The 15,139-nt window shown below is 72.1% G+C and carries 16 protein-coding genes; 3 read left to right on the top strand and 13 right to left on the bottom strand.

Annotated features, from left to right (window positions below):
- Window positions 1–193: 193 nt before the first annotated feature.
- The 11 genes from LMU33_RS00690 to LMU33_RS00645 all read right to left on the bottom strand — a co-directional run bounded on the left by LMU33_RS00690 (window position 194) and on the right by LMU33_RS00645 (window position 11,662).
- On the bottom strand, window positions 194–1,528 hold the full coding sequence (locus tag LMU33_RS00690; RefSeq protein WP_228616270.1) for a sulfate adenylyltransferase subunit 1: 1,335 nt from the start codon (window positions 1,526–1,528) through the stop codon (window positions 194–196).
- 2 nt (window positions 1,529–1,530) lie between these two features.
- A complete protein-coding gene (gene cysD / locus LMU33_RS00685) occupies window positions 1,531–2,466 on the bottom strand; it encodes a sulfate adenylyltransferase subunit CysD (RefSeq protein WP_228616268.1) in 936 nt (311 codons plus the stop codon).
- A complete protein-coding gene (gene cysC, locus LMU33_RS00680; RefSeq protein WP_228616266.1) occupies window positions 2,463–2,999 on the bottom strand; it encodes an adenylyl-sulfate kinase in 537 nt (178 codons plus the stop codon). Before cysC ends, cysD begins: the two co-directional genes overlap by 4 nt.
- Window positions 3,000–3,028: 29 nt before the next feature.
- Window positions 3,029–3,739: a phosphoadenylyl-sulfate reductase gene (locus LMU33_RS00675; RefSeq protein WP_228616264.1), complete on the bottom strand. Its 711-nt coding sequence runs from the start codon at window positions 3,737–3,739 to the stop codon at window positions 3,029–3,031.
- Entirely contained in the window at window positions 3,736–3,918 is a 183-nt protein-coding gene (locus tag LMU33_RS00670; RefSeq protein ID WP_228616262.1) for a PDDEXK family nuclease, read from the bottom strand. The genes LMU33_RS00675 and LMU33_RS00670 overlap by 4 nt, the downstream gene beginning before the upstream one ends.
- Complete coding sequence (locus LMU33_RS00665; protein WP_228616260.1) at window positions 3,915–5,615, bottom strand: nitrite/sulfite reductase; 1,701 nt, start codon at window positions 5,613–5,615, stop codon at window positions 3,915–3,917. Before LMU33_RS00665 ends, LMU33_RS00670 begins: the two co-directional genes overlap by 4 nt.
- A gap of 126 nt (window positions 5,616–5,741) precedes the next feature.
- Window positions 5,742–5,825: a putative leader peptide gene (locus tag LMU33_RS41860; RefSeq protein ID WP_309486338.1), complete on the bottom strand. Its 84-nt coding sequence runs from the start codon at window positions 5,823–5,825 to the stop codon at window positions 5,742–5,744.
- A 139-nt stretch (window positions 5,826–5,964) separates the two neighbouring features.
- Window positions 5,965–6,537: a GNAT family N-acetyltransferase gene (locus LMU33_RS00660; RefSeq protein ID WP_228616258.1), complete on the bottom strand. Its 573-nt coding sequence runs from the start codon at window positions 6,535–6,537 to the stop codon at window positions 5,965–5,967.
- Between the two features lie 372 nt (window positions 6,538–6,909).
- A complete protein-coding gene (locus tag LMU33_RS00655) occupies window positions 6,910–8,244 on the bottom strand; it encodes a hypothetical protein (RefSeq protein WP_228616256.1) in 1,335 nt (444 codons plus the stop codon).
- Window positions 8,245–8,419: 175 nt separating this feature from the next.
- Window positions 8,420–9,706, bottom strand: coding sequence for a GAF domain-containing protein (locus LMU33_RS00650; protein WP_228616254.1), 1,287 nt, complete (start codon window positions 9,704–9,706; stop codon window positions 8,420–8,422).
- Window positions 9,707–10,024: 318 nt separating this feature from the next.
- Window positions 10,025–11,662, bottom strand: coding sequence for an acyl-CoA dehydrogenase family protein (locus LMU33_RS00645; protein WP_228616252.1), 1,638 nt, complete (start codon window positions 11,660–11,662; stop codon window positions 10,025–10,027).
- Between the two features lie 130 nt (window positions 11,663–11,792).
- Between LMU33_RS00645 and LMU33_RS00640 the strand changes: the two genes are divergently transcribed.
- The 3 genes from LMU33_RS00640 to LMU33_RS00630 all read left to right on the top strand — a co-directional run bounded on the left by LMU33_RS00640 (window position 11,793) and on the right by LMU33_RS00630 (window position 13,998).
- On the top strand, window positions 11,793–13,013 hold the full coding sequence (locus tag LMU33_RS00640; RefSeq protein WP_228616250.1) for a YihY/virulence factor BrkB family protein: 1,221 nt from the start codon (window positions 11,793–11,795) through the stop codon (window positions 13,011–13,013).
- Between the two features lie 68 nt (window positions 13,014–13,081).
- Window positions 13,082–13,339, top strand: coding sequence for a hypothetical protein (locus LMU33_RS00635; protein ID WP_228616248.1), 258 nt, complete (start codon window positions 13,082–13,084; stop codon window positions 13,337–13,339).
- Window positions 13,312–13,998: a helix-turn-helix domain-containing protein gene (locus LMU33_RS00630; protein ID WP_228616247.1), complete on the top strand. Its 687-nt coding sequence runs from the start codon at window positions 13,312–13,314 to the stop codon at window positions 13,996–13,998. Before LMU33_RS00635 ends, LMU33_RS00630 begins: the two co-directional genes overlap by 28 nt.
- Here the strand turns inward: LMU33_RS00630 and LMU33_RS00625 are convergent.
- Entirely contained in the window at window positions 13,981–14,382 is a 402-nt protein-coding gene (locus LMU33_RS00625; RefSeq protein ID WP_228616245.1) for a VOC family protein, read from the bottom strand. The genes LMU33_RS00630 and LMU33_RS00625 overlap by 18 nt on opposite strands.
- Before the next feature lie 104 nt (window positions 14,383–14,486).
- Window positions 14,487–15,119, bottom strand: coding sequence for a VOC family protein (locus LMU33_RS00620; RefSeq protein WP_228616243.1), 633 nt, complete (start codon window positions 15,117–15,119; stop codon window positions 14,487–14,489).
- Between the last annotated feature and the right edge of the window lie 20 nt (window positions 15,120–15,139).

The following is a 15,139-nucleotide window of genomic DNA, read 5'->3' as shown; positions in this document are numbered from 1 at the left end:
AGGTCGTGGCCGGGAAATCGGCAAGGGTCTTCGTCGCTTCCGGGACGTCGGGTGGGGGGTCAGGGCGCGCAAGCGGTGCGCGTACGTCAGCACACACATCGAGCCACTCCGCCCTGCCCGCTGCCGAGGGCGCCGCTGCCGACGCGGCCGCCCTCCTTCGCGAACGTCGAGTAGATGTCGGTCATCGTCATGATCAGAAGTCCCAGCCGTCGTCTTCGGACTCGTCCTTGACCGGCTCGGGGGTGGCGAACGACTCGCCGACCATGCCCGCGGTGAGGGTGGTGCCGTCGCCGGGGTCGATCAGGATGAAGGAGCCCGTGCGGCGGGAGTCGGCGTAGGAGTCGAGCGGCAGCGGCTCGGCGGTACGGATCTTCACCCGGCCGATGTCGTTGGCGACGAGCTGTCCCGGGTGCGGATGCAGGGACAGGTCGTCGAGCGTGAGCCGGGACGGGATGTCCTTCACGATCGCCTTGACCGTGCGGGTGCCGTGCTTGAGCAGCACGCGGTGGCCGACGGTCAGCGGGGCGTCGGCCACATGGCAGACGGTCGCCTCCACGTCCTGGGTGGTGGCCGGCGCGTCCTTCGTCGGCACGATCAGGTCGCCGCGCGAGACGTCGATGTCGTCCTGGAGCAGGACCGTCACCGACTGCGTCGTCCACGCCACGTCCACCGGCTCGCCCAGCAGGTCGATCCCGGAGATCCTGGTCGTCCGCCCCGACGGCAGGACGGTGACCTCCTCGCCGACGCGGAAGGTGCCCGCCGCGATCTGACCCGCGTAGCCCCGGTAGTCCGGGTGCTCGGCGGTCTGCGGCCGGATCACGTACTGCACGGGCAGCCGGGCGTGGCAGTGCGCCAGATCGTGGCTCACGGGAACGGTTTCGAGGTGTTCCAGGACGGTCGGGCCGCCGTACCAGTCCATGTTCGCGGACGGCTCCACCACGTTGTCACCGGCCAGCGCCGAGATCGGGATCGCAGTGACCTCGGGCACGCCCAGCTCGGTCGCGTACGTCGTGAACTTCTCGGCGATCGCGGCGAACACGGCCTCCTCGTACGCGACGAGGTCCATCTTGTTGACCGCGAGGACGACGTGCGGCACGCGCAGCAGGGCCGCGATCGCCGCGTGCCGGCGGGTCTGCTCGACCACGCCGTTGCGGGCGTCGACGAGGACCACGGTCAGCTCGGCGGTGGAGGCACCGGTGACCATGTTGCGGGTGTACTGCACGTGCCCGGGCGTGTCGGCCAGGATGAACCGGCGGCGCGGGGTGGCGAAGTAGCGGTAGGCGACGTCGATGGTGATGCCCTGCTCCCGCTCGGCGCGCAGGCCGTCGGTGAGCAGCGCGAGGTCCGGGCCGTCCTGGCCACGGGACGCGGAGGCCCGCTCCACGGCCTCCAGCTGGTCGGTGAGGACCGACTTGGAGTCGTGCAGCAGCCGTCCGACGAGCGTGGACTTGCCGTCGTCGACGGAGCCCGCGGTGGCGAACCGCAGCAGCGTGGTGGCCGAGAGCGCCTCGGTCGTGGTCGTGCTCATGGCTAGAAGTACCCCTCGCGCTTGCGGTCTTCCATCGCGGCCTCGGACAGCTTGTCGTCGGCGCGGGTCGCGCCCCGCTCGGTGAGCCGGGACGCGGCGATCTCGGCGATCACGGCGTCCAGCGTGGTGGCGTCGGAGTCCACGGCGCCGGTGCAGGACATGTCACCGACGGTGCGGTAGCGCACCTGCCGCTTCTCCACGGTCTCGCCGTCCTTCGGGCCGCCCCACTCGCCGGCCGTCAGCCACATGCCGCCCCGCTGGAACACCTCGCGCTCGTGCGCGAAGTAGATCTGCGGCAGCTCGATGCCCTCACGGGCGATGTACTGCCACACGTCCAGCTCGGTCCAGTTGGACAGCGGGAACACCCGCACGTGCTCGCCGGGCGCGTGCCGGCCGTTGTACAGGTTCCACAGCTCCGGCCGCTGGCGGCGCGGGTCCCACTGGGAGAACTCGTCGCGCAGCGAGAACACCCGCTCCTTGGCGCGCGCCTTCTCCTCGTCGCGGCGGCCGCCGCCGAACACCGCGTCGAACTTCTCGCTCTGGATCTTCTCCGTCAGCGGAAGCGTCTGCAGCGGGTTACGGGTGCCGTCGGGACGTTCCTTGAGCACACCTCGGTCGATGTAGTCCTGGACGGAGGCCACATGGAGCCGCAGCCCATGTGCGGCCACCACACGGTCCCGGTATTCAAGGACCTCGGGGAAGTTGTGTCCCGTGTCCACATGCAGCAGCGAGAAGGGCACCGCCGCCGGGGCGAACGCCTTCAGCGCCAGGTGCAGCATGACGATCGAGTCCTTGCCGCCGGAGAAGAGAATCACCGGGTTCTCGAACTCGCCCGCCACCTCGCGGAAGATGTGCACCCCCTCGGACTCCAGCGCGTCCAGGTGCGACAGGGCGTACGGGCTGTCCGTACCGTCCTCGACCTCGGCCACGGTCGTCATGCCAGTCCCCTCTCGCTCAGCAGGGCGTACACGGACGCCGCGGACTCCTGCACGGTCTGGTACTGCGACTCGATCCGCAGATCCGGCGCCTTCGGTTCCTCGTAGGGGTCGTCGACACCCGTCAGCCCCGACAGCTCGCCCGCGGCCTGCTTGGCGTACAGCCCCTTCACATCGCGCACGCTGCACACCTCGACGGGGGTGGCCACATGGATCTCCAGGTACGGCGTCCCGTTCTCCGCGTGCCGCCCCCGCACCGCCTCCCGGCTGTCGGCGTACGGCGCGATCACCGGCACCAGCGCCTTGACGCCGTTGCGGGCGAGCAGCTCGGCGAGGAAACCGATGCGCTGAACGTTGGTGTGCCGGTCCTCGCGGGAAAAGCCGAGGCCCGCCGAGATGAACTCGCGGATCTCGTCGCCGTCGAGCACCTCGACGCGGTGGCCCTCGGCACGCAGCCGGCCGGCCAGCTCGTAGGCGATGGTGGTCTTGCCGGCGCTCGGCAGACCCGTGAGCCAGACAGTGGCTCCGGTGGTCACGTCGTTCTCCTGAAGAGTGTGATGGTTCGTCATCCGTGCAGCCCGCACTCGGTCTTGGCGCGGCCCGCCCAGCGGCCGGCGCGGGCGTCCTCGCCTTCCAGGACCCGGCGGGTACAGGGGGCGCAGCCGATGGAGGCGTAGCCGTCCATCAGCAACGGGTTGGTGAGCACGCCGTGCTCGGTGACGTAGGCGTCCACGTCGTCCTGGGACCAGCGGGCGATCGGGGAGACCTTGACCTTCTGCCGCTTCTCGTCCCAGCCGACGACCGGGGTGTTCGCCCGGGTCGGGGACTCGTCGCGGCGCAGGCCGGTCGCCCACGCCTGGTAGCCCTTCAGCCCCTCCTCCAGCGGCCGCACCTTGCGCAGCTTGCAGCACAGGTCGGGGTCGCGGTCGTGCAGCCTCGGGCCGTACTCCGCGTCCTGCTCGGCGACCGTCTGCTTCGGCGTCAGGGTGATGACGTTGACGTCCATCACGGCCTCGACGGCGTCGCGGGTGCCGATGGTCTCCGGGAAGTGGTAACCGGTGTCGAGGAAGACGACGTCCACGCCCTTCAGCACCCGGGAGGCGAGATGGGCGACGACGGCGTCCTCCATGGACGAGGTGACGCAGAACTTCGTGCCGAAGGTGTCGACCGCCCACTGCAGGATCTCCAGGGCGGAGGCGTCCTCCAGGTCGCGGCCCGCCTGCTCGGCGAGCGCCTTCAACTCCTCGCTCGTGCGGTCTTCCTGAGCCGTCGTCATGTCTGCGGGTCCCCTCCGTTGTCGGCTCGCTGAAGGCCCCGGGCCAGCAGCCCGAGGAACTTCAGCTGGAATGCGCGGTTGCACGCCCCGCATTCCCAGGCGCCGTGGCCCTGCTCGCCCGGACGCAGGTCCTCGTCGCCGCAGTAGGGGCAGTAGAAGGGCGCGGCACGCTCCGTCACGACAGAGCCTCCTCGCCGGCCCGCGCGGCCCAGGCGGCGAACCGCTCGCCGTCCTCGCGTTCGGCCTGGAACCGCTTCAGCACCCGCTCGACGTAGTCGGGCAGCTCATCCGCGGTGACCTTCAGCCCGCGCACCTTGCGGCCGAAGCCCGGCTCCAGGCCGAGGGCGCCGCCGAGGTGCACCTGGTAGCCCTCGACCTGCTCGCCCTTGTCGTTGAGCACGAGCTGGCCCTTGAGACCGATGTCCGCGACCTGGATACGGGCGCAGGCGTTCGGGCAGCCGTTGAGGTTGATGGTGATCGGCTCGTCGAAGTCCGGCAGACGGCGCTCCAGTTCGTCGATCAGCGTCGAGCCGCGCTGCTTGGTCTCGACGATGGCGAGCTTGCAGAACTCGATGCCGGTGCAGGCCATGGTGCCGCGCCGGAAGGAGGACGGCCGGGCGGTGAGGTCCAGCGCCTCCAGGCCCTCGACCAGCGAGTCGACCTTGTCCTGCTCGACATCGAGGACGATCATCTTCTGCTCGACGGTGGTGCGCACCCGGCCCGAGCCGTGCGCCTCCGCGAGATCGGCGATCTTCGTCAGGGTGGCACCGTCGACGCGGCCGACCCGCGGGGCGAAACCGACGTAGAACCGGCCGTCCTTCTGCCGGTGCACACCGATGTGGTCGCGCCACTGCTGCACGGGCTGCTCGGGGGCGGGCCCGTCGGTCAGCTTGCGCCCTCCCAGGTACTCGTCCTCCAGCACCTGACGGAACTTCTCCGCGCCCCAGTCGGCGACGAGGAACTTCAGCCGGGCCCGGTTGCGCAGCCGGCGGTAGCCGTAGTCACGGAAGATCGAGATGACGCCCTCGTAGACGTCCGCGACCTCCTCCAGCGGCACCCAGGCGCCGAGCCGCACGCCCAGCTTGGGGTTGGTGGACAGGCCGCCGCCGACCCACAGGTCGAAGCCCGGGCCGTGCTCGGGGTGCCGTACGCCGACGAAGGCCACGTCGTTGATCTCGTGCACGACGTCGAGCAGCGGCGAACCCGAGATGGCCGTCTTGAACTTCCGGGGGAGGTTCGAGTACGCCTTGTTGTTCAGGACGCGGCGCTTCATCTCCTCCAGCGCGGGGGTGGCGTCGATGATCTCGTCCTCGGCGATGCCGGCGACCGGCGAGCCGATCATCACACGCGGGGTGTCACCGCAGGCGGTGAGGGTGGACAGGCCCACGCCCTCCAGCCGCTCCCAGATCTCGGGCACGTCCTCGATCCGGATCCAGTGGTACTGCACGTTCTGCCGGTCGGTGATGTCCGCGGTGCCGCGCGCGAACTCCTGGGAGATCTCACCGATGACCCGCAGCTGCTGGGTGGTCAGCGCGCCGCCGTCGATGCGCACCCGCATCATGAAGTAGCGGTCGTCCAGCTCCTCCGGCTCCAGCACCGCCGTCTTGCCGCCGTCGATACCGGGCTTGCGCTGGGTGTACAGCCCCCACCAGCGCATCCGGCCGCGCAGGTCGCCGGGGTCGATCGAGTCGAAACCGCGCTTGGAGTAGATCGTCTCAATGCGTGTCCGCACATTGAGACCGTCGTCGTCCTTCTTGACCTGCTCGTTGCCGTTGAGCGGGGTGAAGTGACCCACCGCCCACTGACCCTCACCACGGTGACGGCTCACCTTGCGGCGGGGCGCGGAGGCGGCGGGGTTCGGCGGAGTGGCGGCCATGGTTCTACGTCCTTCGGGACCGGTGGGAATCGGCTCTCACCTGCACATACGCGCGCACGCGGGCAGGCGTGCGCGTCGTTGCGCAAGGAAAAATCAGGCAGAGGGTTCGCGGCGGTGCTGGGGCGCTCAGCTCGCCGGACAGATGGCGCTGGACATGCGGCCGAGGTCGACGTGCCGCCGACTCACCAAGGCAATTCCAGTTCCAGACATGACGGAAGCGTGTCATGGCGATCTGGACACAGTCCAGCTTTATCCATCATGCGGACACCCTTGTCCCGGAATATGGGACAAGGGTGTCGTCGCTCACATGACCTGCGGGAAGGCTTGTCTCGGCAGGTCAGACGGGGTATCAGGCCGGGTGTGCGCCGGGCCAGGGCCCCGGCGCCGGTGCGTCCGGCTCCAGCTCGACCTTGGTGTCGAACAGCGTGAAGCCGCGCCGCTGGTAGTTGTCCATGGCGAACTCGCCGTCCTTGCTGCAGGTGTGCAGCCACACCCGCTTCGTCGGCGTCAGCTGCGGCCACCGCTCGGCCAGGTCCCAGGCGCGCGCCGTACCGTACGACAGCAGGTGGCCGCCGATGCGCCGGCCGCGGAAGGCGGGGATCAGCCCGAAGTAGACGATCTCGACCACGCCCTCGTCCTGCGGCTCCAGCTCCACATAGCCGGCCGGGGTGCCCCGGTCGTAGGCCACCCAGGTCTCCACCCCGGGCCGGACCAGGTGCTCCTGCCACCGGGCGTACGTCCAGCCCAGCCGGTCGGTCCAGCGGATGTCGCCGCCGACCGAGGCGTACAGGAAGCGGCTGAACTCGGGGGAGGGAACCTCGGCGCGGACGATCCGGACGTCTCCCTCGGGCGCGGCGGCGGGCAGAAGGTCGGCCGGCGAGGTCTGCTCCAGGGACCAGGTGGTGACGGGGACGCTGCTCATGCGGGCCAGGGAATCATCCCGGCCCCCGGTCTGTCGATCGACCTGGTCGAGCGACGGGGCGGGGGCATCTCGGGCCGACTCCGCGACAAGACCGGCTCAGGGGCCGGACGGGGGAGTGGGTGGCCTTTCAGGGGCCGTCTGATTGCGGGCCTGGTTCGGGGGTTGGGCTGGCGGGTGGGGCATTCGGGGCCGGTGCGGTGAGCGAGCCGGTGCCGGGGATGGTCCGGGGAGTGGGTTGCCTCAGCGGATGGTCCGGCGGCGGAGCACGGCCCAGTGGGGCGGGCGAGTGGGTAGTCCAGCGCGGTCCCGCGGGGGGGTCAGCCAGGTCGCTTCAGTGGATCGTCGTCCCGGGGCGTGGTTCGAGCGGTGCGGTCAGTGCAGGGAACGGTCCAGCTCGGCCAGGGGCAGGGCGAAGAGCATGCGGTCCGTCAGTGACCACACCTCGCCGGTCTCCTGCCAGTAGGACAGGGCACCCGCGGACTCGGCCCAGCAGCGGTGCGAGCCGTCCGAGCCGCAGTGCGCGGCCTTCGCCCCGCCGGCGTCCTGCCGCCACAGGGTGCCGTGTCCGTCCCGTGAGCCGGGCAGACGTCCCACATACCAGGACGCGTCCTCCGCGCCAGGCTGCCAGTACGACAGCACGCCCCGGATCCCCGCCGCCCGGGTCCGGTACGCCTCCGCCGCCGTAACCCGCCCCGCGGCGTCCGTGGCGAGCAGCCCCCCACGCGCCGGATCCGTGCTGAACGCGTACCGCCACAGCCGGGCGTTCCGCTCGCCGTCCGGCGCGGTCCACTCCGCGGCGACCAGACTGTCCGGCACCGTGCCCCGGTCGACGGCGAGCGCACCGGGACAGGGCGGGCCGGAGCGGTCGCAGCGACCCCCGGTGAAGCGGTAGGAGCCGATCGCGGGCATCACATAGCGGTAGCCGTCGGCGGACCAGCCGCCGGGCACCCGGCCGACCGCGGGCCCGTCGACGCCCACGCGCTGGATCCGGTCCAGGTCGTAGACATACAGCGCGTCGGCGCCGCCGGTCCTCGCAGTGACCAGCAGCTTGTCCTGGTACCAGACCATCCCGGAGATCCCGGAGGCCAGCCCCCGGTAGTCGCGGCCGCCGTCGACCGGCACCACCAGCAGCACCCAGCGGTAGGCGAGGCGGGCCGGGTCGTCGGCGTTCACGAAGGCCACCCTGGCCAGCCCCCGCTCGGATGCCGGGCCGGTGGAGGTGCTGTGGGTCCAGCCGGCGAGCAGGACCCGGTGGGTGCCCCAGACGCCGTCGTCGTCGGCGTCCCCGGACGTCGTCACCGATGCCGGCCGCCAGCCGGTGCCTTCGGAGTCGGCCGGGTCCCAGCAGTAGCCGCGGGTGGCGGACGGGGTGACGGGCAGGGACGCGCGGTCGGCGGAGGAGCAGTCGGCGGAGGTGCGCATCCCGCGGTCGGCGCTCGCCAGGACGGCGTCCACGCCGACCGGGCGGCCCATCGCGGCGGAGAGCCGGTCCAGCGTGCGGGCGGGGACCAGCTGCTCCTGGAGCCGCAGCCGGCCGGTGTCCGCGGGGGAGGAGAGCGGCTTGAGCGCGCCGGGGCTGTCGGTGACGTCCGCCTGGGAGGCGCTGATCAGGGTGGCGGCCGCGGTGAGCGCCAGCGCGGTCCCGGTCAGGACCGCGCGCAGTGCAGCGCCTCGTCTGCGCCGGCGGTGTCTGCCGCGATGCTTCATCTCGTCCCCTTCTCCAGGGCTCCTTCGCCGCCGGGGCGCGCCGGCCGGTGGCGGACCAACTGCGCCCGACGGCCCGTACGTTGACGCGAGAAGCGGCTGGGGAGGCCCTCATGGGATGCTACGGCAGCAACGGCCCGCGCAGGGCGAAGACCCCGCAAATATGCGGAAGACACGCTCACCGGTCGGCGGGCCCGCCGCACTGCGCGGCCGTCCGCCTCCGCGTGATCGCCGGAGCCGTCGAGGAGAGCAGCAGGTCACCGGGGTTGTCGGGGAGGAGCACCTCGATCTCCGTATCTTCGCGGAAACGATACGGCCGATGCTGCAGAAGTTCCCCGCAGTACCGCCGTATCCGGGACATCTCCGCCCGTACCGTCACCGTGCGTGAGGGATCCCCGAACAGATCCTCGGCGAGGGCCGCCGCCCCCCTGCCCGCGCGATGCGCGGCGAGCAGATACAGCAACTCGGCGTGCCGGGGGCTGAGTTCACGCGACCAGGAACCCGCCGATCCGGACACCGTCAGCGTGTTGCGGCCCGGCCTGGCCAGATCCAGCACGATCCGCGTGACCGTGCCGACCGGTTCCTCGGCCGCCCGCAGCAGCCAGCCCCCGGCCAGCGGCTCCACCGCGCACGAACCCAGCGACGGCAGCCACCGGCGGCCCGGTGCCAGCGCCTTGGGCAGCGCGACGCGCCGTACGTACGGCATCCCGGACACCGCCGCCGACCAGCCGTCCCGGTCCACCACCAGCGCCCGCCCGTCCAGCCGGGCGAGCACCGGCGCCGCCACCGACCGCAGCCGCTCCAGCGAGTCCAGGTGTATCTCCCGCAGCCGCGCCTCGGCCAGCTTGGCCACCGAGTCCACCCAGGCGAGGGTCGCCGGATGCATGGTCTCCAGCGGACCGCTGACGTCCACCACACCGATCAGCCGGCCGTCCCTGGGGTCGGTGATCGGCGCGCCGGTACAGGTCCAGGCGGCGTGCGAGCGGACGAAGTGCTCGGCGGCGAAGACCTGCACCGGCCGCCGTACGACCGCCGGGGTGCCCACCCCGTTGGTGCCGACGACGTCTTCCCGCCAGTCCGCGCCGAGTTCGAAGCCCAGCCCGTCCGCCTTGCGCAGCACCGGCGGGGAGCCCTCCCGCCACAGCACCCGCCCGTCGGCGTCCGCGACGACCATGATGTGCTGGGCGACGTCGGCGACCGAAAGCAGACCCTGGCGCAGCACCGGCAGGACGTGCCTGAGCGGTGACTCCTCGCGCCGGCGCCGCACTTCGTCGGAGGACAGCAGCCCGGATCTGAAGTCGTGGTCGGGATCGACACCGCTGCGCAGCATCCGTCCCCAGGACTCCTCGATCACCGGCCGGGGCGCGATCCTCGCCCGCTGACCGGCGAGGGTCGCGTCGCGTACCTCGCTCAGCAGCCGCGCCGCCCGGGTCGCGTCCATGACGGCCAGGCGCGCCACGTTCATCGGCGGGTTCACCACGGGGGTCCTCCCGGAAAGGGCGTCGAACATACTTGTCAAGCAATCGGGGCGGCGGTTTCCGGCCCGGCTGTGCCTCTCATACTGCCGCTCCGGGCAGGCCGGAGGCACACACTCCGCGCATGTGCACCGATAAGTTGCAACCCCCTGCAACCCTGGTGGACGGTCGGAGGGTGGCCGAGACTTGACCCGACGCGGTCTCGCGTCCGCGGGCTTAACGGGCCCATGAGGTGGGGGTGGTGCCGTGTCGGCGCAGCACCACCCCCACCGGGAATCTGGCCGACTTCGTTCGGTGCGGCCCGAGTTTCAGAGTGCCGGACGGGCTCGTTCCACAATCGACGCCAGATCCAGGCCGGTCGGCAGCGTGCCGAACGACGCCCCGTGGTCTCCGCCCAGGCGGGACGCGCAGAAGGCGTCAGCCACTTCCGGTGGGGCGTGCCGGACCAGAATTGAGCCCTGGAGCACCAGTGCGAGGCGCTCCACGAGCCGTCGTGCGCGGCCCTCGACGGAGTCCAGGTCGGCGAGTTCGGTGAAGAGGTCCTTCACGGCGCGGTCGAGACGGTGGTCGGCGCCGTGGGTCCGGCCGATCTCGGTCAGGCAGGCGTCGAGTGCCCCCGGCTCGCGTTGCAGCGCCCGGAGCACGTCCAGTGCCTGAACGTTTCCGGCGCCCTCCCAGACGGAGTTCAGCGGTGACTCCCGTACCAGCCGGGGCAGGCCCGACTCCTCGACATAACCGTTTCCGCCCAGGCACTCCGCGGCCTCGACCGCAACGGGCGCACAGCGCTTGGTGATCCAGTACTTGGCGGCCGGCACCGCCAGCCGCAGAAAGGCGCGCTCCTGTTCGCCGCCGTCGTCGCAGGCGGCCGCCAGCCTGAGCGCGAGCGCGGTCGCCGCCTCCGACTCCAGCGCGAGGTCGGCGAGGACGTTGCGCATCAGCGGCTTGTCGATCAGCTTCCCGCCGAACGCCTCCCGGTGGGCGCAGTGGTGCACGGCCTGCGCCACCGCCTGCCGCATCAGGCCCGCCGAGCCCAGCGCGCAGTCCAGCCGGGTCGCCGCGACCATCCCGATGATCGTCCGCACCCCGCGCCCCTCCTCGCCCACCCGGCGCGCCCAGGTGCCGGCGAACTCCACCTCGGCCGAGGCGTTGGACCGGTTGCCGAGCTTGTCCTTCAGACGCTGGATGAGGAAGACGTTGCGGCTGCCGTCGGGCAGGACACGTGGCACCAGGAAACAGGTGAGGCCTTCCGGGGCCTGCGCCAGCACCAGGAAGGCGTCCGACATCGGCGCCGAGCAGAACCACTTGTGCCCGGTCAGCTCGTACGCGCCCGCCTCCGCGAGCGGCCTGGCCCCGGTGGTGTTCGCGCGGACGTCGCTGCCACCCTGCTTCTCGGTCATGCCCATACCGAACAGCACGCCGGGCTTGTGCGCGGCGGGCCGCAGCTCACGGTCGTACACCGTGGAGGTCAGCCGCGGCTCCCACTCGGCGGCGAGCTCGGGGTCGGTGCGCAGCGCCGGCACCGCAGCGTGGCTCATCGACAGCGGACAGCAGTTGCCCGCCTCGACCTGGGTCCAGACCAGGAAGCCGGCGGCCCGGCGGACGTGACCGGACGGGCGGGTCCAGGCGCCGGTCAGCCCCGCCGAGACACCCTTGCCGAGCAGCCGGTGCCAGGCCGGGTGGAAGTCGACCTCGTCGATCCGGTGGCCGTAGCGGTCGTGGGTGCGCAGCCGGGGCGGGTGCTCGTTCGCCTGCACCGCCCACTCCTGCAGCTGCGCCGAGCCCGCGGCACGGCCCAGCGCGGACAGCTCCGAGCGCACCTCGTCGAGCACGTCCGGACCGGTGTGCCGCTCGACGGCCGCCACGAGGGCCCGGTCGGCGGCGAAGACGTCGTAGCCGGCCAGGGGAGGCGGCTGGTTCGTCACGGTGTGGGTGGAGGTGCCTGCCATGATTGCGAACCTACCCGGGACAGCGGCGGTGGTGGCCTCCAGAGTGGCACAGGTGCCCGCCGGGCGCGCCGGATGTGCTCACCTGCCCCGGAAGGTGAGGCGGGTCCGGTGCTGCGGATACCTTTGGGTCGTGCAGCCAGCAAGTGAACCCCCCGAGCGGACCACCGGTCGCCTCCACCGGGCCAGAGCCCTGTACCGGAACGTATCCAAGCGCAGGACCGCCTGGCTGCTGCTCAAGGACACCGTCAACTCCTGCATGGAGTACCGCATCCTGGGCCTGGCGGCCGAGGCGGCGTTCTTCACGCTGCTGTCCGTGCCGCCGCTGCTCCTCTGCCTCATCGGGCTGCTCGCCTACGTCGACACCTGGACCGGCGCCCACACCATCAGCAGCCTGGAGACCAACATCCTCGAGGCCTCCCGGACGGTCCTGTCCGACAAGGGCGTGAAGGAGATCACCGAACCGATCCTGCACGACGTGATGCGGGGCCGGCCCGACGTCATCTCCATCGGCTTCGTCTTCGCCCTGTGGTCGGGATCGCGCGCGGTGAACGTCTTCATCGACACCATCACCGTGATGTACGGCCTCGACGGCGTCCGGGGCATCGTCAAGACCCGGATGATGTCGTTCCTGCTGTTCATCGTGGCGCTGCTGATCGGCTCGGTGGCCCTGCCGTTGATGGTGGCGGGCCCGGACGCGGTGGTGCGGGTGGTGCCCTGGTCGGCGACGGTGGTGCAGGTCCTGTACTGGCCGGTCGTCATGGTCCTGTCCATCGTCTTCCTGACGACCCTGTACCACGTGTCCGTGCCGGTCCGCTCCCCGTGGATCGAGGACGTCCCCGGCGCCCTCGTGGCCCTGGCCATGTGGGTCCTCGGCAGCTTCCTGCTGCGGATCTACCTCGTGCACACCATCGAGGGCGCCACGATCTACGGCTCCCTCGCCGCCTCCGTCGCCGTGCTCCTGTGGATCGGCGTGGCGGCCTTCGCCGTCCTCGTCGGCGCGGCCGTGAACGCCGCCATCGACCGGGTCTGGCCCGCCGCCGCCACGGCAGCCGCCCGCGCCGCGAACGAGCGGATGCGCGAGGCCCAGGTCGCCGAGTACGTCGCCCGGGCCGCGGCGGCCCGCGAAGCCGACCCCGACGACCCCGACATGCCCTCCGAGTTCCCCGAGCGCTGGTCCCGCTTCCTGCCCCCGGAGGACGTCACGGCCCGCCTGCGCACCCACGCCAGGCACACCCACCACGGGCACAAGAGCAACGGCCGGGACCCGCACGAGGCCGACGGGCCTCCGCACGACACCGCCGAACGGCATCCGCATGAGGCCAACGGGGACGGGGGCACGGGGCGGCAGTAGAGGGACTGGCGGGCCGTGGGAGCGTGCGGCCTGCGGGCCGTGCGGGGCCTGGGGCGTGCTGCCGGGGCATGCGTGTCCTGACCGCGCCCTGGGGCGCCGGGCACCTGCTCGACGGCGGCCACGGCCCACTCGCCGCCGCCACGCTGCCCACGGACGCGGTGCCCCGGCTCGCCGGAGTCCCCTCGCTTCTCCGGCTCGCCCTGACCGCCGCGGCCACCGCCGCCCGCACCCGCCGCTGCGGCATCCGCCACGGTCGCCGGCGGCGGCATACCCACCCCGGCGACGTAGGCTGGCACCCGTGTACACCGAGTGGGCGTCCCGGCTGACCGGTGCGGTCGTGTGGACGAACACCCCGGACGGGACCGGCGGCGGGCCGGTGCTGCCCGACGGCTGCATGGACCTGCTGTGGAGCGAGGGCCGGCTGCTGGTAGCGGGCCCCGACACCCGCCCGTACGTCCCCGGGGGGCCGCCCCGCTCCTGGGCTGGCGTCCGCTTCTTCCCCGGCACCGCGCCCGCCCTGCTCGGCGTGCCCGCGCACGAACTGCGCGACCTGCGCGTCGACTTGGCCGACCTCTGGCCCGCCGCCCGGGTCCGGCGGCTGGGCGAGCGCGTCGAGGCGGCGCCCGACCCGGCGACGGCACTGGAGCACATCGCCCTGGACCGGGCAGCGTGGAGCACGCCCCCCGACCCGCTGCTGCACCGGCTGGTGGAGCGCCTGGGCGAGGGCCACCCGGTGTCGGCCACGGCAGCCGAACTCGGCATCGGCACGAGGACCTTGCACCGCCGCTGCCTGGACGCGTTCGGCTACGGCCCCAAGACCCTGGCCCGCATCCTGCGTCTGCAACGGGCGCTGGCGCTGGCCCGCTCCGGGACGCCGTACGCCGAGACGGCCGTCCGCGCCGGGTATGCGGACCAGCCCCACCTCGCGCGTGAGGTACGGGAGTTGACGGGTGTGCCGCTCGGCCGGCTACTCGGCGGCGGGTAGCGGGGCGAACAGATCGACGCCGTTGCCGTCGGGGTCGTGGACGGTGGCGTACCGCTGGCCCCAGAACGCGTCCCACGGCTTCAGCTCCCCGTGGTACCCGGCGTTCACCAGGTCCTCGTACAGGGCGTCGACCTCGGCGGGCGAGTCGCACCGGAAGGCGAGCCCGACGCGGCCACCGCGCTCGGGCGGCTGCCAGCCGGAGTGGAAGGAGCGGACGGTCTCCTCGGTGTCCAGCGCGAAGATCAGCCCGCCGGGCAGCTCGGCATCGACGTGCGGCTGCTCTTCGGACCCCTCGGGAAAGACGAGTCCGAGGCGACGATAGAAGGCGAGCGCGGCGGCCATGTCGGACGTCACCACGCCGATCAGGGCGAATCGTGGAGTCATGCCGTCACCGTAGGGGGGCGGTCGACGGCCGGTCTTGAAGGAATCGGACACCCGGAGAGGACGTGGGGACGGGAAAAGATTCCCCGCGCCCTGCCCTCCCCGCCTCAGCCGAAGGCGACCGGTCCGTGGGGTGTGTCCACCGTGAAAGAAAGGGCGACCGGTCCCGCCGTGAGGCGCAGCCCCGTGTTCAGGGCCGTCAGCGGGCCGTGTACCTCCTCCGGGGCCGGCGCCGTGGCGGAGACCTCCAGCAGGGGGGTGACCGGCAGGCCCGAGGCCGTGGGGTGGGGGGAGGCGCCCCAGTCGATCAGGAACGGGACCAGACCGGAGGGGTGGGCATGGCCGCTGTCGGTCAGTCGCCACCGCAGCACGGTGCCGCCGGGGGTGCGGCGGCTCATCGGGTGCACGGGGCCGGGGTCGTAACCCCGCGCGCGAGCCGTCGTGATCGCCGCGTCCAGGTCGGGCGGGCTGATCGCCCAGGTCAGCGTGCGCGGCCCGGGCAGCCGGTCGACCCCGAAGGGACGCGGACCGGCGGGCTCGCTCTGCTCGGGGTCGGGGCCGAGGATCTCCAGATAGCTGCGGCCGCCCAGCCCCACCAGGTGGTTGCGCGTGCCGAGGCCCGGATGCGCACCGCCGGGCACGGGCGTCACCCCGGTCCGCCGCGCGAAGTCGGCGACGGTCGCCGCCAGGTCGGGCGTGGCGAGGACGAGATGGTCCAGGAGCGGGGGAATGGCGTCCATGCCCGGCGAGGCTACGGTCA

The organism is Streptomyces barringtoniae, assembly GCF_020819595.1.
In the GTDB taxonomy this organism is placed as follows: Bacteria; Actinomycetota; Actinomycetes; order Streptomycetales; family Streptomycetaceae; genus Streptomyces; species Streptomyces barringtoniae.
The sequence above is the reverse complement of the archived record's forward strand: the minus strand, read 5'-3'. Positions and strand labels throughout refer to the sequence as shown.

What these genes read in the sequence shown, in the direction of transcription:
- LMU33_RS00690 (WP_228616270.1), bottom strand. Translation starts at nt 1,528, where the DNA reads ATGAGCACGACCACGACCGAGGCGCTCTCGGCCACCACGCTGCTGCGG.
- cysD (WP_228616268.1), bottom strand. Translation starts at nt 2,466, where the DNA reads ATGACGACCGTGGCCGAGGTCGAGGACGGTACGGACAGCCCGTACGCC.
- LMU33_RS00675 (WP_228616264.1), bottom strand. Translation starts at nt 3,739, where the DNA reads ATGACGACGGCTCAGGAAGACCGCACGAGCGAGGAGTTGAAGGCGCTC.
- LMU33_RS00665 (WP_228616260.1), bottom strand. Translation starts at nt 5,615, where the DNA reads ATGGCCGCCACTCCGCCGAACCCCGCCGCCTCCGCGCCCCGCCGCAAG.
- LMU33_RS41860 (WP_309486338.1), bottom strand. Translation starts at nt 5,825, where the DNA reads ATGTCTGGAACTGGAATTGCCTTGGTGAGTCGGCGGCACGTCGACCTC.
- LMU33_RS00660 (WP_228616258.1), bottom strand. Translation starts at nt 6,537, where the DNA reads ATGAGCAGCGTCCCCGTCACCACCTGGTCCCTGGAGCAGACCTCGCCG.
- LMU33_RS00655 (WP_228616256.1), bottom strand. Translation starts at nt 8,244, where the DNA reads ATGAAGCATCGCGGCAGACACCGCCGGCGCAGACGAGGCGCTGCACTG.
- LMU33_RS00650 (WP_228616254.1), bottom strand. Translation starts at nt 9,706, where the DNA reads ATGAACGTGGCGCGCCTGGCCGTCATGGACGCGACCCGGGCGGCGCGG.
- LMU33_RS00645 (WP_228616252.1), bottom strand. Translation starts at nt 11,662, where the DNA reads ATGGCAGGCACCTCCACCCACACCGTGACGAACCAGCCGCCTCCCCTG.
- LMU33_RS00635 (WP_228616248.1), top strand. Translation starts at nt 13,082, where the DNA reads ATGCGTGTCCTGACCGCGCCCTGGGGCGCCGGGCACCTGCTCGACGGC.
- LMU33_RS00625 (WP_228616245.1), bottom strand. Translation starts at nt 14,382, where the DNA reads ATGACTCCACGATTCGCCCTGATCGGCGTGGTGACGTCCGACATGGCC.
- LMU33_RS00620 (WP_228616243.1), bottom strand. Translation starts at nt 15,119, where the DNA reads ATGGACGCCATTCCCCCGCTCCTGGACCATCTCGTCCTCGCCACGCCC.